Raw genomic sequence first — 19,583 nt, forward strand, 5'->3', positions numbered from 1 at the left:
ACGCAACAAAATGTAACTATTGCTAATCATTCGCAAGCAATTGGCAATTCGCTTGATGAAGTAGCAAAAAAGATTCTAGAGGATGTAAAAAGTAAAAAATTTACATAAAAGGTTGTCGCATTGCCATCCTTTAGTAGTATCGTAAGTCAACTCAATTTCACATGCTATATTTATGCAACTTCGTTATAATGGCAAATATCTAACTTAACAAAGGATGGAACATGCGTATCACAACACTAAAGCCCTTTAATAAGCAAGAATTTGAACAGATGGGGCTACTTTGGCATACAGACCCTGATAATACGGAATATATCAGTAATGAACTTATACATGTGAGTGAAGCAGAAGCTGATGCTTATTATGATGCTTGTAATGAACTTTATGATATGTATGTAGAGGCTGCTAGCTATGTTATTGAGAATAATCTTTTCTATGAGCTTGATATACCAAATTCACTCATTGATACAATTGTGCAAAGTTTTGAAGAGGATGTGCATTGGCATATTTATGGTCGTTTTGATTTGGCTGGTGGGCTTGATGGCAATCCAATTAAGCTTTTAGAATTCAATGCTGATACACCTACAATGCTATACGAAAGTGCAGCTGTGCAATATGCTCTTTTAAAGGCAAATGGCTATGATGGTGATGCACAATTTAATAATATTTATACTGCAATTTCACAAAACTTTCAACGGCTTATTACATTAAGTGAAGATATCAGTAATTTCCATGAGATATATGAGGGTTGGAAAATCTTGTTTTCAAGTATTCGTGGTAGCGAGGAAGAAGAAAGAACGATTAAGTTTTTGCAAGATATGGCACACGATGCAGGATTGCAAACAGATTTTTGCTATGTTGATGAAGTGCATTTAAGTCCTACTGATGGAATATTCTTTAATGACAGAAATTTTGAATTTTGGTTCAAGTTTATTCCATGGGAAAATATTAGTATTGATGAACCAGAATTAGCTTTAATCATAAATGATATCATGGCAAATCAAAAGGCGATTTTTTTAAATCCAGCCTATACTATCCTTTTTCAAAGCAAACGCATTTTAAAAATTTTATGGGATTTATATCCAAATCATCCCTTACTTCTTGAAACAAGCTATAATCCGCTTAATAAAAAGCAGGTTAAAAAACATGCATTTGGCAGAGAGGGTGCAAATATTAGTATTCTAGATGCAAATGGTAATCCTATTGCAACAAAAGATGGGGAATACGCAAATCATAAAGCAGTCTATCAGGAGTTTTGCCCACTCAATACACATAATGGATCGTTTTATCAAGCAAATGTGTTTTTTGCGTATGAGGCGTGTGGATTAGGCTTTAGAAAAGGAAGCGAAATTATTGACAATTACTCAAAATTTGTGAGTCATGTAATTGGTTAAATCTGATCGTATATACGACAGCGGCGTTACTCATATGTCTTGAAACTCTAAAACCTCTTAATTATACATTATAAACGCAATGCTTATATATTAGGCATTGCTAATCTGAGTTTTATTTAGTCTGCATATAATCTTAAATATCTGTTATAATATCCATGAAATTCAAATTTACATACTTTTAAAAACAAAGAGAGAAAATGGATAATATCGTTTTAATTGGCTTTATGGGTAGTGGTAAAAGCACAACTGCAAAATTACTCTCCATGTCTCTAAACATACCTTTTATAGATAGTGATACATATATTGCAGAACAGGAAAAAAGTAGTATTAAGGATATTTTTGCATACAAAGGTGAAGCATATTTCCGCCATTTAGAAGCTCTTTTTATAGAATCTTTTTCTACACAAAAAGGATATATTATTGCAACAGGTGGTGGTATGCCAATATTTAATAGTGTAAAAAAGCTTGGCATATGTTTCTATTTACAAAGTGATTTTAACACCATAATGCAACGTATTTTACAAGAAAATGAAACTACACAAGAAAACACACGCCCATTATTTAATGATATTTCTCAAGCTTTTTCTCTCTATAATGAACGAGTAAAAATTTATGAAAATTCATGTGATTATATTATAGATTCCAGAGGAGATACGCAGGTAATAGTGGATACAATTATATCACTAATACCTAACGTTCACTCTTAAAAAAGGCGTGTTGTATGCTTACCTTAAATACAAATACTCCATATCATTTTCTGCTTGTGCATTGCAATGATTACAAAAATGGTGTAAGCCTCGTACTCTCTTTGCATTGCATTAATGCTCTTGCAGAGCAGTTTCCACACGCTAAAATCAGCTTTCTTTTGCACTCAAGTATGCAAGACTTTTTTCAAAATAATCCATATATACATAAAATTTTTTGCATTGATACAGACCTTAATATAGTAAAATCTCTAGCAAATGCAAATATTAATATCTCACTCTCATTGGTTGCTGACAAAAAAAGTACAATAGCCTTATTTCGTGCTGGTATAAAAACACGAATTGGTATATTCTCACGTTTTTATTCACTTCTTTTTAACTATAAAATTAAACAGCAACGCACCTTAAATAACAAGCATGAGGCTGAATATAACTTTGATCTAATGCGATTTTTGCAATGCAAAAAATTTCTATATCCAAAACTTTACCTAAAACTTAGCGATATAAATATTGCTCAAGAGATTATTAGGCAGAAATTTGATGCAAATTCACAGGGAAATATCGATTATATTGCAATTTGCCCAAGTCATGGATTGCAAGAGATAGGGTGGAAATCAAGGCATTTTTTTACAATTGCAAATACACTTGCAAAGTTTCATAATGTCTTGCTATTAGCACCTGTAGATGAAATGCAAAGCTATCAAACTATGCTTCAGCAATTTCCAAATCTTTCACCAAAAAATCTTTTACTACAAGATAACACAGCACAATCTAATAAAATCACACAAATATTAGCTTTAATACATCTTAGTAGCCTCTTTATTGCCAACAATAACACGCTTTTACATGCTGCCGCTGCTCTTGAAGTCAGCACTTTTTCAATATTTCCTTATAAAAATACAATAAATCCTTACCGCTATGCGCCAATTAGTCAAAATACAAAACATATTATTTGCACACCTTTTGGAATCTTTAACCCAAAAGATTCCTATGAGATCAGTGATTACGGACTAAATACAGATAGCATTACCCCAGACCTTGTGTTGGCTATTTTACAAACAAAATTTTCCCTAGATGAACGGATTTTAGTGCAAAATCTTCCAAATGAACAAATACAAAGCAAGACAACACAAGATAACACAAAATCAGCAGAAGTTATTGCAAATACAGAATCTCAAACATTTATCACGCAAGATTCTACCTCCATGCCAACACCCCAAGACACAAGATTGAATATTATAGATTCAAATCTTACCCACACAAAACCAACTAGTCTTATTGACGAGAAGGGTTAATACGCTAGCAACTGATTTACATAAACCAATATAGCTTAACAGCTTAAAATGATATACTGAAGTGTAAGTTAAATATGTTGCATTATGCAGTATTATGTCTAACAATATTATTATAAAATATAGCCCCTATTAAAAATCAAATATTATTGCAATACTTTTATAAGTAAGCTAAACAACACAGCTAATATACTCTTTAGTTTTTACAAAAAAAACATGTATGATTAAGAAAAGCATTTAATGACTTATAGATTCCATAACCTCTTAAGGATGTTAGAAAAAAGTCCAAACAAAATTTAAGCTATGAATTGTTCCTAGCTCCAACTCATTATGTTTGCTATATATATTTGCACGATAGGTAATATCTGTATTGATTAAAAATGGAACTAATTTGAATACACCCAAGCCAATTTCAACATAATAGCCATTAGAACTTAGATTGCCTATCTTACTAAAGTTTGCCCCAGCACCCAATATGAAATGATACACACCTATCACCCCAAAGTAATTATCTTTACAGTGAATATAAAGTACTCCACCTACAGAGTGCGTAGGGGCATAAGTATCCATATAGAGATATTTCACCCTTACACCAAAATACAACTCTTGAAGGGTAAATGGAATGGGTATACCAGGATCTGGGTAAAAATTTTGTCAGCAAATACATTCCACCCCGCACTCACTCCGATAATACCGCTAAACATATCTTTGTTTATCTTGCTTGAATCTGCACTGTTGAGATCTAGGGTAAAACCATAATGCAATGAGGCCATTTGCCATACATTCATTAGATATAGGAGGAATTCATGGCCACTATCAGCTTTTGAGTTCCCACACATTATAAAACTAAACACAATAATTCTTAATAGCTTCATGATTGCTTCTTCTCTAATAAAGATTTTAAGATGCAACTCTAAAAGATAAAATAGTAGCATAGATTTCAATAGTCATGCGGTTTTTGAAATAATGATTTTTGCATAGCTATTGCAATTGCAATATGCATTTAATACACGCTATATTAAGCCATACTTACAAATGTTAAATCTCGCCAATGCATTTCAAGATTCTTTTGCCACTTTATAAACGCTGCTCACCAACTATACACAAAAGTATTTTTGATATTTTTCTAACGTGCTTTAAAGTGCGTTATCTAGGTAGTTTTGTCAGTGTTAAATGTGTAATAATGATATGTTATGATATAAAGCAATATGCAAAACCTCCTTACTTATCACATAAATAATAATCAAAGATTCTCATCATGCTATCTCATAACTATGCTAATTATTGAGGTGTGAATTTATCGCAGTCTCTTTACTTTGTCTTTGTCTACTTTTAATTATTTTTTTAGCTATATTTTTTATTTACTGCTGCCATCACAAATCTATGCTAAAAAATCTATCTTAGCATTAAAAAACTGAATATATAAAATACTTTAATTACTTTTAATCTTTATATTTTTATTGTTTGTTAGGATTAAAAAGAGTGTTTAAGGATTAAAAAATAAAAAGATTTAGACACATAAAGCTTAAGTATATTTACATGTATGTATAAGTGAATCTAGAAATACTTCTGTGGTTGCCTTATTATAATCAAAACTAGGTTTAGCTTTCTTAATTAGATTAAACATTTAAACTTTGATTGAGCAATATTGAGTACTGCTATATTAAAGTAATATAAAAATTAAAACATAAAAGTATTACTTCTTACATGCTACTCTTTTTAAATATTTATATAACTAAATATAAATATTTAAAAAATTAAAATAAGTAAAGCATTTACATAATACTTAAGCTACAAGGTTTACGTTTGAAGTTATATATGGATCAAGCAAATTAGGTTTTCATAAACCTTGTAATATGACACTATAAATTCTACCACAACCCATATCATTAATATTAATAAGGCTTTTTGTCTCATAAAAATCAAGCATAAGCTCTTTTGACATAATAACAGGACTTGTAACACAACTGGGACATGCAAAGAGAAATCCACGCGTAAGTGCCACAAAATCATGCAATAAGGCCCCACATGCAAAACAGACATTCTCTCGATAAAGTCTACCTTCAAACTCAAGTATATTTGCATACATGCTACAAATAAGTCGTTTTGCATTTTGCCTATGCAATAAGGTAACACTACGGTCCAATAAATCAAAATAAAACGACTCTATTTGTTTAGCTTCATGCAAATGTCTATCAAGCAGGGCACAGAATTGTTGCCAAACATACACTTTATCTAATTCCATCTCATAAGATTTTGGTAGATGTGTGAGGTTGCGTAACTTTGGTATATGCACTCCTTGATATTCAATCTCAAAATCAATCTTTCGCCCTGTATAAAGAATATTATGTCTTGCTCCATAGAATCTATAAAGTGTGTGGTAATGCCCTTGTGTTAAAACTTTTACGATTACATCCTCTCTAATGCTTTTTGTGATTTTAAGGATAAAGCCCTGCATTATCCATCGCTTTCTACTCTTAGAGCTTTTTTTGTGCAATTAGGAGTGAAGAAACATTTGCACTATAGCTTTTAGCAACAAGTGTGGACATACCACATGCTAAAAGCTCGGCTTCTAACCCTTCACGCGTAATAAAGCTATCAATAGAGCTAGGTAAATAACGATATGCTTTAAAATTACGAGAAATAAGCCCACCTACAATCGGTAGAATATTTTTTGTGTAAAATTGCATAAGCCTTGAGAACAAACTACGTGTATTTGGCGTAGTAAATTCCAAAATAACGAGTACACCATTTGGACGTAATACTCTATAAAATTCCTTCAGTGCTGCCTCCCTCTCCACCACATTACGCAACCCATAGGCAATAGATATGATATCTTTACTGCAAGATTCTAAGGGCAAGTTGTTTGCTTGTGCTACTTTGAAAACTCCATGTGGGATTTTTTGTCTTGCTTGTTCGAGCATACCATTTGATGGATCGATACCTTCTATGCTTTGAATCTCAACATGCAAGTTTTTGCCTACTTGTTCCCAATGCAGCATCATATCGCCTGTACCACAGGCTATATCTGCAATATCTAACTTTTGCCGATTAAGGATGCGAAATGCTTCTTTACAAGCTTCTTTACGCCAATTTATATCAATCCCCATACTTATAACACGGTTTGTCGTATCATAGGTTTTTGCAATGTCATCAAACATATGTATTATTTCGTCTTGTTTTAAACTTTGTTTTGCATTTAATCCTTGTTTATTCTCCATAATTGTATTGCCCTTACTTAGAATCTTTTTATAATTCTAGCATGTTTTTATGCAAAGTTTAGGGATATTGAGTTGTATTTATTGGGTAGCTATAATGGATTTTAGATAAAATTCTGTTATAATTTTGGACTATTTTTAATGTAGTTTTATGCTTTAAAGAAGGATATTTATGTTTGAAACATTGAGTAATGGCTTTCGTGGTGCAATTAATAAAATTAGATTTAGTGATGATGAGAAGGCACTTGATAAAGCTCTTGATGAATTGAAAAAGGCATTATTAAAAAATGATGTATATCATAAAACAACCAAAGAGATATTGCAAAAAACAAAAGATAAAACAAAGGCAAATGGTATTGGTAGGGATAGTTTTTTAAATGCACTAAGCCAGTCTCTTTTGGAGATTCTAGAAGTAAGTGGTATTTATGGTTTTACTTATGCGCAAAAACCACCAACAAATATTCTCATGAGCGGTTTGCAAGGTAGTGGTAAAACAACAACTTGTGCTAAACTTGCAAATTATTTAAAAGCACGCAATAAAAAAGTTTTGCTTGTGCCTTGTGATTTGCAGAGATTGGCAGCGGTTACGCAATTAAAAGCATTAGGAGAACAAATTGAAATTGAAGTATTCCAATCAGATTCTAATAACCCTGTTGCTGTGGCAAAAGAGGCAATGAAATATGCGCAAGAAGCACAATTTGATGTTGTGATTTATGATACCGCTGGGCGATTGGCTATTGACGAAGCTTTGATGAATGAATTAAATGAGATTAAAAACGCTATAAATCCACATGATGTTTTCTATGTTGCAGATGCTCTAAGTGGGCAAGATGGTGTGCGGACTGCACAAGCCTTTCATGATAAGATTGGTATTACCGGTGTGATTTTAAGTAAGTTTGATAGCGATTCAAAGGGCGGGATAGCACTCTCTATAGCATATCAAATCGGTATTCCATTGCGTTTTATGGGTATGGGAGAAAAAATTGCCGATCTTGATCTATTCATGCCTGATAGGATTGTATCAAGACTTATGGGTGCTGGAGATTTAACGAGCCTTGCAGAAAAAACTGCTAGTGTTATTAATCCAAAAGAAGCAAAAGACATTCACAAAAAGATTAAAAAAGGTACTTTTACTTTCACAGATTTTTTAAATCAGATTGAAAATGTTAAAAAAATGGGTTCAGTAAGCTCTCTTATGTCAATGATTCCAGGTATGGGAAATATGGCAAAATCTCTCAAAGATGTAGATCTAGATAATTCTGAAGAAATTAAAATTATTCGTGCCATGGTAAACTCTATGACGCCAAAAGAGAGAGAAAATCCTAGTCTTTTAAACGGATCAAGAAGAAAGCGTATAGCACTTGGTAGTGGACTACAAGTGAGTGATATTAATCGTGCATTAAAGCAGTTTGATCAAGCAAGTAAGTTTGCAAAAAAACTTAGTCAAAAGGGTGGTATACAAAGCCTTTTGGGTATGCTTTCTCAAAACCAAATACCACGTTAAATTTTTGATACAGAATCTTTGATTGTAGAGCATAGGAGGTAGGAGATTTATTTATGATTTCTTCTGTGTTTTTCGAGTGATGTGAAAAGTAATGAAAAATTTTAGACTTTAAATATCTTAGAGAAGTGAGATAAAATTGGTTGTCTCAACCCTATCGTGCTAATGTTGAACCTTTAATCCCCACCCCATTTTTTATTGGGGTATTTATGGATTAGTTATTTATTTATTCCGTTGTGTTTATCGAGTAGATGTGTTATAACTCTATCTTCAATGATTGCCATTTTAACTGCTGGTAAAAGATTATTTTTGCGATAATGTTCAATCACTTCTTGAGGATTTTGTCCGCTCATCATTGATTCATAATAAAGAGTTTGGAATACTTCATTATCATCTACATTGATTTTTTCTTGTTTTGCAAGCTTATCCACAACAAAAGTAACTCTTACGCTAGTTTCAGCTTTTGGTCTTTGTGCTTCTCTTAGCTCTTTAACCTTATCTTGATTGTCTTTTAATGCTTCAACCTCTTCTTGCTTCATTGCAGATATTTCGTTATTAAGCAACACATTCATTTCTTGCTCTAAAATATTTTCTGGCAAATCAAATGTGAATGCTTTGGCGATATTTTCCAAAGCCTCTTCTTTTAATTTTTCATTGTAGAGTTTCATTTTAGATTCCATCTCTAGATCTTTTCTAATTTGATCCTTGAGAGTTGTTAGAGTATTTTCCTCTTTATCGCCTAAAATAGCTTTTGCGAATGCATCATCAACAGCTACCTCATCTTTTTGCTTAATAGCATGTAATTTTACCTTAAATTGCACAGCTTTACCCGCAAGGTTTGGAGCTTGATAGTTTTCTGGAAAGGTTACATCAATCATTTTTTCTTCGCCTATCTCCATACCAATAAGTGCATCTTCAAACCCAGGAATGAATTGATTGGAACCAATTGTTAAATCAAACTTTTCTGCTTTACCGCCATCAAATGCTTTACCATCCAAAAACCCTTCAAAATCAATATGTGCTATATGACCACTTTTTAATTCTTTAGCTTCTGATGGCACTATTGGAGCACGATTTTTTGCAAGTTGTTTTAAACGCTCCTCCACTTGTTCATCTGTGATTTTTTCAAGTTCAAATTTTGGCATACAATTAATCGCATTATTAACGCTAAAATCAGGTGTAATGCCTATTTTAAGTTCAACTTCAATCCCATCTTCATGTTCTTCAAATTTTGTAATAAGAGGCTGCCCTATCACATCTTTCTCAGTGATATTTAACGCCTTAATAGCATTTGAAAAAAATTCGTTAATGCTTTGCTGACGAGATTCTTCAAGTAAACTATCTTTATAACGTGTTTTCACAATACTGACTGGCACTTTACCTTTTCTAAAGCCATCAAGTTTCATAGTCTTTGCATATTTATTTGCAAGCAAATCAATATGCTTGTTAATTGTTTCAGTAGCAATTCTCCCACTTGCTTTTGCATTTGCCTCATTAATTCTTTCTGTATTCATAACTATCCTTAAGGGTTTTTAAGTATAATTTCGTATTGTAACCAAATTTTTATTGTTTGTAAATCTTTTAAGGAGCAAAAATGTCTAAAACACATGACGATAATGCAAAACAACAACATACTATTAAAATTGCTTCTATTGAGAATCTAAAACAAAAATTAAGCCTTACAACCAACCTTTCACCAAACTTCGGTGAGATTATATCTGTGGAAACAAATATTATAAAAGCAGTGGGCTTGTCGCCGAGTGTGGGTGATGTGGTATGGCTTATTCGTGGCAATGATACACGAACAGAGGGCATTGTGATTGCTACACATAAGGAGGTATTTAGTATTAGTCCTTTTAGCTTTACAGAAGGGTTTAAAAGTGGCGATAGAGTCATGATTGCAAAAGAGGGCTTAAACATTCCTGTCGGAGATGAGCTCTTAGGACGGGTAATAAATCCATTAGGGGTTCCACTTGATAACCTTGGAGGAATATACGCAAGTGCTTGCACTCCTATTATTAATGCACCAATCTCTGCATTAAAGAGAGGGCTTATAGATGAGGTTTTTAGTGTAGGAGTAAAAAGCATAGATTCCCTACTTACTTGCGGTAAAGGACAGAAGATGGGGATCTTTGCTGGATCTGGTGTCGGTAAGTCTACGCTTATGGGCATGATTGTAAAAGGTAGTGTCGCACAAATTAAAGTGGTTGCATTAATTGGGGAACGTGGGAGAGAAGTGCCCGAGTTTATTGAAAAAAATTTGGGTGGGAATCTTGAAAATACAGTGCTTGTGGTAGCAACAAGTGATGATTCCCCACTTATGCGAAAATACGGAGCATTTTCAGCTATGGCAATTGCAGAGTTTTTTAAAGATAGAGGGCATGATGTGTTATTTATTATGGATTCTGTAACGCGTTTTGCGATGGCACAAAGGGAGATAGGGTTAGCTTTAGGTGAACCTCCAACAAGCAAGGGTTATCCACCTTCAGTTTTAACACTTTTACCACAATTAATGGAGCGCGCTGGTAAAGAGGAAGGGAAAGGAAGTATTACCGCATTTTTTACTGTGCTTATGGAAGGTGATGATTTGAATGATCCTATTGCTGATCAAAGTCGAAGTATTTTAGATGGGCATATTATGCTTGATAGAAATTTAACAGATTTTGGAATCTACCCACCCATTAATATCTTAAACTCATCATCAAGGGTGATGCATGACATTATTTCACAGGAACACAAAAATGCTGCAAGGAAGTTTCGTCGTATGCAAGCCCTTTTGAAAGAAAATGAAGTATTAATCCGCATAGGTAGTTATCATAAAGGCAATGATATTGAGCTTGATGAGGCAATTGACAAAAAAGCCTTAATGGAAGAGTTTTTGGGTCAAGATGAGAATGTGCAAACAGCATATGAGGAGAGTGTCGCACAAATGATAGAAATAGCCAATAATAGTGGTATATAATAAAATGGTTGGATTTTGTATTTTGTATCTCTATACATTGATAGTCCATCTAAACCAACAAATATGCTTATGTTTAACATATGAAAGAGGGTTATATAAAATTTTTTAAATGATTTTTCTGGATTAACAAGTTTTTTATATTAAATAACGAGTACATTAGACCAAGATTTATTCAATATGGCTTTTGGAGTATGGTAAAAATATGTAGGCAAACTTTCCATAAAAAGCAAGATTACAGAAGATAAGAAATCTTAAATTCACAAAAATTTGTTTTGATTCAATAAGGCTGATTTTGGAAAATAGCCTAGATATATATAGCCCTTATTTTGATATAATCTTAACATATCCTATACTTTCACGTCTAATACAGCCTTGTTTGCTACATAGAAGTTAAAAAGTTGTCTCCATCTTAAATCCTAACATACAAGATTGTTAGATATTGCTCGTTTTGAAAGGCTTTTATTTTTTGATAGGATTTTTAGTATCAAATAGATATAGAAACCTTGCAATACTATTTAGCAAAAAATATAGACATATTAAAAAACAAATAAGTAATTTGGGAGATACCCTTTAAGAACATTTGTGATAAAGGGTAAGTTACTTATTTATTGTCTTCTACCAAAAGTAATTGAATACACATCATTGCGTATTTCAAATAATGGATCTTTTGGAGCTTCTACACCAGTAGGTAAGATATTTGGCATAAATACATCACCATTACATACATCACCATTGTATTGTTTTACAAGTAATGTTCCAACCTCAATTTCTTTATGTTTGCCACTCCAAAGTGCGGTTGTATCATTGGTCTTGTCTTTAGGATTTGCAAGAACTAGGATCATTTTATAAGCAATAGGTGCCTTACTTGTTTTTGCTTTGAAATCAGATTCTAAAAAGTTATCACCTAGTTTTGCCAGTTGATCCTCATTGAGATATGAAACCCCATTTACTGGGACAAATTTAAATCGTGCAGGAATCATCTGATTTTTAGCATTTTTGAAGTAGAATGTGTGAATGCTATGATACATCGTATTTGCCACGCTACCTGTTATACCTATCTTTTTCATATATTCTTCAAAATTTCTATATGATGCTACTTCGTTGGTTTTTTTAGCAATATAATCAGAATCTACCTTACCTCCTTTTGGTATTCTCATTGCAAAAAAATCACCAAACTCTTGAGGATTTTTTGCAAAATTAATTTCAGTATTTAGCATAACGATTTCCCATTCATCTTTTTCCCCTTGAATCTTTAACGCCATGCCTCTTGGTTTTGATTTATCGCTTGCAACTCTGCTTCCACCGCCAAGTGAATACCTCACTTCCGTCTTAATGCTTTTTTCTTTCAACAATGGTATATCAAGAGTATTTGTAATATTTTTTGTTGGCACAAATTCTCCATATGCACAAAAGCCTTTTGCATGATTAATCTTTTTGTGTGGATCTTTAGAATCTCCATTGAGTGCATAAAACACATCAGCAATGCCTTCTGCATCATATTGCTTTACCTGTGTCTCATTTGCATAAACACATATTGTTGTAGCGAGTATGCTTGAGATAATAAACTTAGTAGTATTTTTTATACGAAACATTTACAGCCCTTAATATTAAAGATAAATTCTTAGAATCTCATGATTTGTTTATAAGTGTAACATTCATAAGATTGCCAAGGTGGAGGGAGTATAACATACAATGTTAAATTGTTAGAATTTTTTCTGCGTATTACCAATTAAGCCTTTTTATCCCTGTGTGATAGGATTTAGATACTAAGCAATGTAATAAAACATTTCATTTTTTACAGAGTTATGCAAACACTAAATAATTGATATAAATAGATGCAAGTTTCATAGATATTGTAGAGTTTTGCCTCCATATGCTCCATTATAGAGCCTATAGTGTGCATATTTTTGTCAGTTTGCCTAAAGGAACAAATATTGACAAATCTCTACATTAAAAACTATTTTTATGGATTTTGTTTACTAAGATTTGTGTTAATTTCATGTTTTACTTGGCGTGATTTCCATTTCAGATTCTACATCTTGTTTAGGTAATACTATGTGTTTGATTAGGGTTTTTGCAAGTAATCTTGAACCATAGGGTGTGAAGTGGATTCCATCTTGGGCTCTTACCAACCTGCTTTTTCCCTTACCATCTTTTATATAGGCACTAAATCTACCATTTTGTAAGATTGCATCTGCAGTGAGAAAGATCCCACCATTTTCACTCACAATCTGCTGATACAGTGTGTTTAGATACATTAGTTTTTTGTTTAAAGCCTCATTTTTTGTCATGGGGACTGCATACCATACAACCTCTGCGTGATGAGATTTTGCTACATTAATGATTGCTTGTATTCGTTTTTTATATGTTGCCTCCCAACTTTCAGAACCAAAACGCATTTTTGGCATATTCCACGGATCATTTGCTCCAAGACATACGACTAAAACCCCAATATCCTTATATTGCTGAAAAGCTTGTAGTGTTGCATTTTCCCAATCAAAAAATGATGGGTAAGTAAGCCCTGTGCTTTGTTTGGCGATATTTTTTGTACGGAATCCATGCTCTTGCAACATACGGGGTAAAACCATGCCAATACCCTGCATAAGAGAATCACCAATAAGCAAAAATCGTGTTCCTGGAGGCAATATAAGCATTTGATTATTATCTTGCATGTAATTGTAGGTAGATTCTATTGGCGTGATATATTGCTCTTGCGGTATGGTGCTTATAATATCTGTGGAATCTGATTTAAAATCCTGTAAAGACATACTAGTATCTTTAGATTCTAAAAGCTCCTTGTCTTCATACTTGATTTCATTTAATTCTAGTATATGTGTCATATGCGATTCGTCATATTGCGGCAAAGCCAATTCTATTGTGTTAGATTCTGCTTCAAAAATAGCTACTCGCATTTTTTCTAGCCCACTTGCAATTATATTGCCAAATGAAAAGAATGGGGATTCTGAGGCAATCATGTTACTTGCATAATGATATTGTTGCACGATATATGCAATAATGCTCTTGTGATACACATAGCAAACACATAGCATAGTAAGTAGGCTTACAAAAACAAAGTGTGCTATTCTCATCTAAAATCCTGCATAAATAAAGTTTGGAATTCCGCTTGGTGCAAAGCCAATAATAATGATAAAACAACATGCAAACACAAATGGTTGTAAAATAATAGGCATTTTGTGAAAAAATATAGAAAATCGCCTTTCCATATTCTCACACAACGGGTAAAGTATGAAGCAAATGGCACAGAAAAAAAACAACAAGACTTCAGTATTTGAAAATGGCTTTGCACTATTTATGACAAAAGATTCCAAATAAAAGAGTGCATCTTCAAAATTTGTATAATAAAAAAATACCCAAGCAAAAGTAACAAAATGAAACGTAATAAAAGTGCTTATATAAGGGATAGGTATGGATAGGTTGAGTGAGCGTATGCAGTTAAAGCAAATTGTCCCTAACCCATGTAAAAGCCCCCAGATAAGAAAATTATAAGTATTTCCATGCCATATACCAGATAAACCAAAGGAGATCAAAACAAACAGCTGTGCCAACCAAAAGCCTTTTTTATTTCCGCCTAATGGGATATAGATGTAATCTCTTATAAATAATGATAAGCTCATATGCCATCTTCCCCAAAAATCTTTTATATTTCTTGCTGCATAAGGCATATTAAAATTTTGCGGGAGAGTAAATCCAAGCATCAAAGCAAATGCACTTACTAGATCTACATAGCCACTAAAGTCGCAATACAGACGTATGCTATAGGCATAAATTCCAAGCAAAAGTGTTAATGTGCTGCAATCTGCAGGATTTTGTAGTATAGAATCTGAATATGTCTGTAAGTAACTTGCACACAATACTTTTTTAAATAAGCCAAACAATACTAGTGTAAAAATTAGACCTATCTTACCAAAATATCTTTCTTTGTAGAGCTGTGCAAAGAAAAAATCACTACGCATAATGGGACCAGAAATAAAAGTGGGAAAAAATGATAAAAATGTCGCTAAGGAAAATAGACTAACTACTCTTTTAGTTTTTGCGACAGATACAAGGTAAGTGATTGATGCAAAAGTGTAAAAACTAAGCCCCAAAGGAAATAAAATATTAATGTCAATAACATTAAGTCCAACAAGCATGAATATGGTATCAAAGCCATCTTTGATTGAAGCAAAATATTTAAAAAAAGCAAGATTTAATACAACAAGTCCAAGCGACAAAGTGAGCATAATTTTTGTTTCATACATATAAATAAGACTACTAAAAAGATATATAACAAGTGTATAGATTGCTACCACAAGAGCAAAATATGGATTAATCCATAATAATACCGCGTAATTAAATAGCAGCAATAAGGCATTCTGATATATTTTACCTATATGTTTTAACGCCCAGTAAAGACAAAAAAACAATAAAAATACAATTGCAAACTCTAAAGTAAAAAAAATCATAATATCCCCGTTGTTAATGCTACTTTAACTGCTCTGAAAATACAAAAATATAGATGAATAAGAACGCAAATTGTAACAAATTTTTCAAGAAAAAAAGTAGGTTTCTACGTTTATTTCAAAATATTATATAATTACTTTCTGTGTTTATATTTTGGTAAATATAGAATAAAATATTATGTTTAAAAGCTATATGTGTTATAATGGAATGTAAATATTAAATGAGGTAACATGTCATCTAAAAACAGCATATCAGAAAAATCAAACACCCATATGCAAATGCACATAGAAAATACACAAAACTACATGCAAAATCTCTTTCAATTTATCGGTGAAGATGGCAATAGGGAAGGGTTAGTAAAAACACCAGAAAGAGTAGCAAAACTACACGAAACACTTTATAGTGGTTATGCGATAGATCCAAACACGATTTTAGATTCCGTATTTAGTGATGGGGCATGTAATGAGATGGTGGTTGTACGAGATATTGAATTTTATTCAATGTGTGAACATCACTTGTTGCCATTTTTTGGGAAAATATCAATTGGTTACATACCAGATAAGAAGGTGGTTGGAATCTCAAATCTATCAAAGTTGGTTGAAGTCTTTGCAAGACGTTTGCAAATACAAGAAAAGCTTACAACACAAATCGCTGATACAATCATGCATTCATTAAAACCAAAAGGGGCTATGGTAGTATGTGAAGCTTTGCATTTATGCATGGCAATGCGTGATAATGCAAAACAAAACTCAAAGATTCTTACGTCTGCTGTGCGTGGGCTGTTTCAGCAAGATTCGCGAACAAGAATGGAATTTATGCAGCTTATTAAAACATAGGCTTATATAGATATATCTTACACAAAAAAGCACATAAAAGACTATGTTTTATCACATGGCAGATTCTAGAATCTTGCAAATAATGTATAATACATATAAAATATTACAGAGAGCAGCATGAAAAAACCAGATGAAATAAGCAAAGCCTACTTTGCTCAAGCATTTCCAAAGATAAATATTACACTGAAGATTGGTGAAAAAATAGGAAATCTCCATACATTGCAATCACGTTTTTGTTTAGTAAAAGAGAGTTTATATGATTCTATATTGATTGTAAAAACTCCCTTGCAAGAGGAGCTGCTACCACAAACATCTATAACACATGGTGATATAGTCTCTCAAGAACAATCTCAACCACACAAATCACAATTGCAAGAGCACTTGCAATGCTGTCTCTATGGTAATTTTGATTGCAAAATAGAAGATAATCTTATTTTTAAAGCATGTGTGCAGTTGTTGCAACATTTAGATTTTAGTGCAAAGCCTTGTACTATCCATATCATAGTGGATAAAAAAATACCAGTTGGAGGTGGGCTTGGTGGCGGGAGTGTAAATGCAGCATTAACTCTTTTATTATTAAATGAACTTTTTGATTTGCGTTGTGATGAAAAAACTTTATATGATTGTGCAAAAACACTTGGTAGTGATGTTGCATTTTTTCTTATGGTTTATACACAAAATAGTGCACATATTGCCCCATATTTTTATACAACACAAACTTTTAGTAAGGATGAGGTAAGCAAGATCTTGACAACCTTTCAAACTCAAAAGATTCTAAATGCTAGCTTTACAGAATCACTTAAGGAAAAACAACAAAAAGAATGCATTCATTTCCTTAGTGCAAATGTGTTTGGGACAGGTGAAATTGTAGAACCTTTTTATGAGGAGTTGCCCCATTTTATTATTCATTGTAATCCTATTGTATGCAATACTGGAGCAGTTTATAATGAGTTTGCCAAACAAAGAGAACTTGCGATAAAAGATTCTAAACAAGAAATCATAGATTTAAAAAAAGATTCTCTTGTATTATTAAAGACATATGATATGTTTATGTTAAATGACTTATATAAACCTGCTTGTAATCTCTATGGGTTAGAATCTATTGCAAACATGTTGTGTAAAAATTATGGCAATGTGTATTTTAGTGGGAGTGGTTCAAGCTTTTTTAGTATAAAATAAAATACAAAGGAGTAGTATGCAAGATTTTATCCGTTTTTTAGAAACCCATAACGAATTGAAGGTTATTGATACACCACTTGATATTGAGTTGGAGATTCCGCATTTAGCTTATTTGGAAGTGAAGAAAAAGGATTCTAAGGCTTTACTTTTTACACATCCAATCCATAGAAAAAAGCCCATTGAAACACAAAAAGAGGATTTGGAAGAAGCTGATTCTGCAGTTCATACTAATAAAGAAAGTCCAGTAGCACAACAAACAATGAGCAGCCTAACTCGCATCACACACGCAAAATCAAATACTGAAGACAATATAGAATCTTTTTGCATTCCTGTATTAATGAATGTCTTTGGTTCGCATAAACGACTACAACTCATTGCAACACAATATAGCTCAAATACACAATTTAAATCTTTAGATTCTATAGCTAATGTTATGAAAAATTTACTCAATCTTTCTATGCCAAAAACCTTAAGTGCAAAATTTACAAAATTAAAAGAATTGTGGGCTATGAGACATGTTTTCCCAAAACGATATAAGGGGCAACCACCTTGCCAAGAAAGAATCTATACAGCAGATTCTATAAATCTTTTTACATTGCCAGTTTTAAAGACTTGGGAGGAAGATGGAGGACGCTTCATCACAATGGGGCAGGTTTATACAAAAAGCCTTGATGGCACTTCGCATAATGTTGGTATGTATCGTTTGCAGATTCACTCACATAATGAGTTGCTTATGCATTGGCAGATTCATAAAGATGCAACGCATTTTTTCCACGAATATAAGAGGGCAAATAAGCTCATGCCTGTAAGCATTGCTATAGGTGGTGATCCACTTTATATCTGGTGTGCTCAAGCTCCAATGCCACCAAAGGTTTTTGAGCTTATGCTATATGGACTTATACGCGGTAAAAATCCATTATTAGCACAATGTATTAGTAATGATTTATCAGTGCCATATGATTGTGATATTGTGATTGAAGGCTTTGTAGATACAAATAAGTTTGCTCCAGAAGGAAAGTTTGGTGATCATACTGGATTTTATACGCCAATAGAGCCTTATCCTATCATGCAAGTACATGCTATAACCATGAAGCATAATCCAATCTATCTTGCCACAGTTGTAGGTAAGCCGCCACTAGAGGATAAATACATGGGTTATATGACAGAGCGGCTTTTTCTACCACTTTTTCAGACAAGTGCACATGGACTTATTGATTATTCTATGCCAGAAAATGGCGTGTTCCATAATCTCATTTTGGCAAAGGTAAAGACAGATTACCCTGCACAAAGTCTGCAAATGATGCATACATTTTTTGGTGTGGGGCAGATGAGTTTTGTAAAACATGCTATTTTTATGAGTGAAGATGCACCGAGTTTGCATGATAATTATAAGTTGTTGTGTGATTATATTCTTGATAGAATTAATACCAAAAAGTTATATAACACTATGGGGAATTGTGATGCACTTGATCATGCGTGTGTAAGTTTTGCTATGAGTGGAAAGCTTGGCATTGATGCGAGTGGTGAGACAATAGAGCACAATTTTAAAGAGATTAGCGAAAGCGATTTGTTACAAATGATGCAAAGTATTACAGAGGGGATACAAACCCTGCATATTTATAAGCATAAGAATCCGCTTGTATTTTGCGGTGTGCATAAAAAGAATAAGCCTATATTGGAATATGCAACTCAATTTTATGAAGCTTTAGGACAATATGCCGCATTTTTTATTTTTGTGGATGATGACAATATTCTAACAAATTATTACATGCTTGTATGGAGGATTGTGAATTCTATTGATGTAGCAAGGGATTTAAAAATTATTAACGAGTGTGCTTTCCTAGATGCAACAGCAAAAGGAACAATGGAGGGTTATGATAGGGAATGGCCTAAAGATACACTTTGCACGAAATCCACCTTGAATAGGCTAAAAGAGCAGGGCTTACTAGAGGGTGTGGATGAGAAGTTTTATAAGCAGTTTGGGATTATATAGCTTGATCATTTGTGTTTTAGTATCATGATAGGATATAACGTATTTT

16 protein-coding genes are annotated in these 19,583 nt (G+C 32.9%); 8 read left to right on the forward strand and 8 right to left on the reverse strand.

Annotated elements, in window-relative coordinates:
- The first annotated feature begins 221 nt into the window (after positions 1–221).
- The 3 genes from LS81_RS06530 to LS81_RS06540 all read left to right on the forward strand — a co-directional run bounded on the left by LS81_RS06530 (position 222) and on the right by LS81_RS06540 (position 3,390).
- Positions 222–1,391 (forward strand): glutathionylspermidine synthase family protein, encoded by a 1,170-nt coding sequence (locus LS81_RS06530; protein ID WP_104696473.1) that lies wholly within the window; start codon positions 222–224, stop codon positions 1,389–1,391.
- A 197-nt stretch (positions 1,392–1,588) separates the two neighbouring features.
- Positions 1,589–2,098, forward strand: a complete 510-nt coding sequence (locus LS81_RS06535) for a shikimate kinase (protein WP_034346671.1) — start codon at positions 1,589–1,591, stop codon at positions 2,096–2,098.
- Between the two features lie 14 nt (positions 2,099–2,112).
- Positions 2,113–3,390, forward strand: a complete 1,278-nt coding sequence (locus tag LS81_RS06540; protein ID WP_034346672.1) for a glycosyltransferase family 9 protein — start codon at positions 2,113–2,115, stop codon at positions 3,388–3,390.
- 270 nt (positions 3,391–3,660) lie between these two features.
- Here LS81_RS06540 and LS81_RS11980 read toward each other — a convergent pair whose 3' ends face one another.
- The 4 genes from LS81_RS11980 to ubiE form a co-directional block, all read right to left on the reverse strand.
- On the reverse strand, positions 3,661–3,957 hold the full coding sequence (locus tag LS81_RS11980; protein ID WP_233715890.1) for a hypothetical protein: 297 nt from the start codon (positions 3,955–3,957) through the stop codon (positions 3,661–3,663).
- Positions 3,958–3,974: 17 nt separating this feature from the next.
- Positions 3,975–4,262 (reverse strand): hypothetical protein, encoded by a 288-nt coding sequence (locus tag LS81_RS11985; RefSeq protein WP_233715891.1) that lies wholly within the window; start codon positions 4,260–4,262, stop codon positions 3,975–3,977.
- 965 nt (positions 4,263–5,227) lie between these two features.
- Positions 5,228–5,845 carry a recombination protein RecO gene (gene recO, locus LS81_RS06550; RefSeq protein WP_034345617.1) on the reverse strand — a complete coding sequence of 206 codons (618 nt, stop codon included), beginning with the start codon at positions 5,843–5,845 and terminating at the stop codon, positions 5,228–5,230.
- Positions 5,846–5,864: 19 nt separating this feature from the next.
- On the reverse strand, positions 5,865–6,608 hold the full coding sequence (gene ubiE, locus LS81_RS06555) for a bifunctional demethylmenaquinone methyltransferase/2-methoxy-6-polyprenyl-1,4-benzoquinol methylase UbiE (protein ID WP_034345615.1): 744 nt from the start codon (positions 6,606–6,608) through the stop codon (positions 5,865–5,867).
- Positions 6,609–6,777: 169 nt separating this feature from the next.
- On the opposite strand from ubiE, the gene ffh reads away from it, so the two are divergent.
- Complete coding sequence (gene ffh, locus LS81_RS06560; protein WP_034345612.1) at positions 6,778–8,109, forward strand: signal recognition particle protein; 1,332 nt, start codon at positions 6,778–6,780, stop codon at positions 8,107–8,109.
- A 215-nt stretch (positions 8,110–8,324) separates the two neighbouring features.
- Here the strand turns inward: ffh and tig are convergent, their stop codons facing one another.
- Complete coding sequence (gene tig, locus LS81_RS06565; RefSeq protein WP_034345609.1) at positions 8,325–9,620, reverse strand: trigger factor; 1,296 nt, start codon at positions 9,618–9,620, stop codon at positions 8,325–8,327.
- 80 nt (positions 9,621–9,700) lie between these two features.
- Here tig and fliI point away from each other — a divergent pair, with 80 nt between their 5' ends.
- The gene (fliI, locus tag LS81_RS06570; RefSeq protein WP_052096504.1) at positions 9,701–11,068 is read left to right on the forward strand and encodes a flagellar protein export ATPase FliI; all 1,368 of its coding nucleotides are present in this window, start codon (positions 9,701–9,703) and stop codon (positions 11,066–11,068) included.
- A 605-nt stretch (positions 11,069–11,673) separates the two neighbouring features.
- Here fliI and LS81_RS06575 read toward each other — a convergent pair.
- The 3 genes from LS81_RS06575 to LS81_RS06585 form a co-directional block, all read right to left on the reverse strand.
- A complete protein-coding gene (locus tag LS81_RS06575; RefSeq protein ID WP_052096503.1) occupies positions 11,674–12,660 on the reverse strand; it encodes a catalase family peroxidase in 987 nt (328 codons plus the stop codon).
- Between the two features lie 405 nt (positions 12,661–13,065).
- Complete coding sequence (locus tag LS81_RS06580) at positions 13,066–14,157, reverse strand: SGNH/GDSL hydrolase family protein (RefSeq protein ID WP_034345606.1); 1,092 nt, start codon at positions 14,155–14,157, stop codon at positions 13,066–13,068.
- Positions 14,158–15,531, reverse strand: coding sequence for an MBOAT family O-acyltransferase (locus LS81_RS06585; RefSeq protein ID WP_034345602.1), 1,374 nt, complete (start codon positions 15,529–15,531; stop codon positions 14,158–14,160). It lies immediately after the preceding gene.
- Positions 15,532–15,807: 276 nt separating this feature from the next.
- Here LS81_RS06585 and folE point away from each other — a divergent pair, with 276 nt between their 5' ends.
- The 3 genes from folE to LS81_RS06600 all read left to right on the forward strand — a co-directional run bounded on the left by folE (position 15,808) and on the right by LS81_RS06600 (position 19,537).
- On the forward strand, positions 15,808–16,365 hold the full coding sequence (gene folE, locus LS81_RS06590; protein ID WP_233715894.1) for a GTP cyclohydrolase I FolE: 558 nt from the start codon (positions 15,808–15,810) through the stop codon (positions 16,363–16,365).
- A 117-nt stretch (positions 16,366–16,482) separates the two neighbouring features.
- Entirely contained in the window at positions 16,483–17,544 is a 1,062-nt protein-coding gene (locus LS81_RS06595; RefSeq protein ID WP_034345600.1) for a GHMP family kinase ATP-binding protein, read from the forward strand.
- A 16-nt stretch (positions 17,545–17,560) separates the two neighbouring features.
- On the forward strand, positions 17,561–19,537 hold the full coding sequence (locus LS81_RS06600) for a menaquinone biosynthesis decarboxylase (protein ID WP_034345598.1): 1,977 nt from the start codon (positions 17,561–17,563) through the stop codon (positions 19,535–19,537).
- Positions 19,538–19,583 lie beyond the last annotated feature (46 nt).

Source organism: Helicobacter trogontum, from assembly GCF_000765905.2.
Lineage (GTDB): Bacteria > Campylobacterota > Campylobacteria > Campylobacterales > Helicobacteraceae > Helicobacter_A > Helicobacter_A trogontum.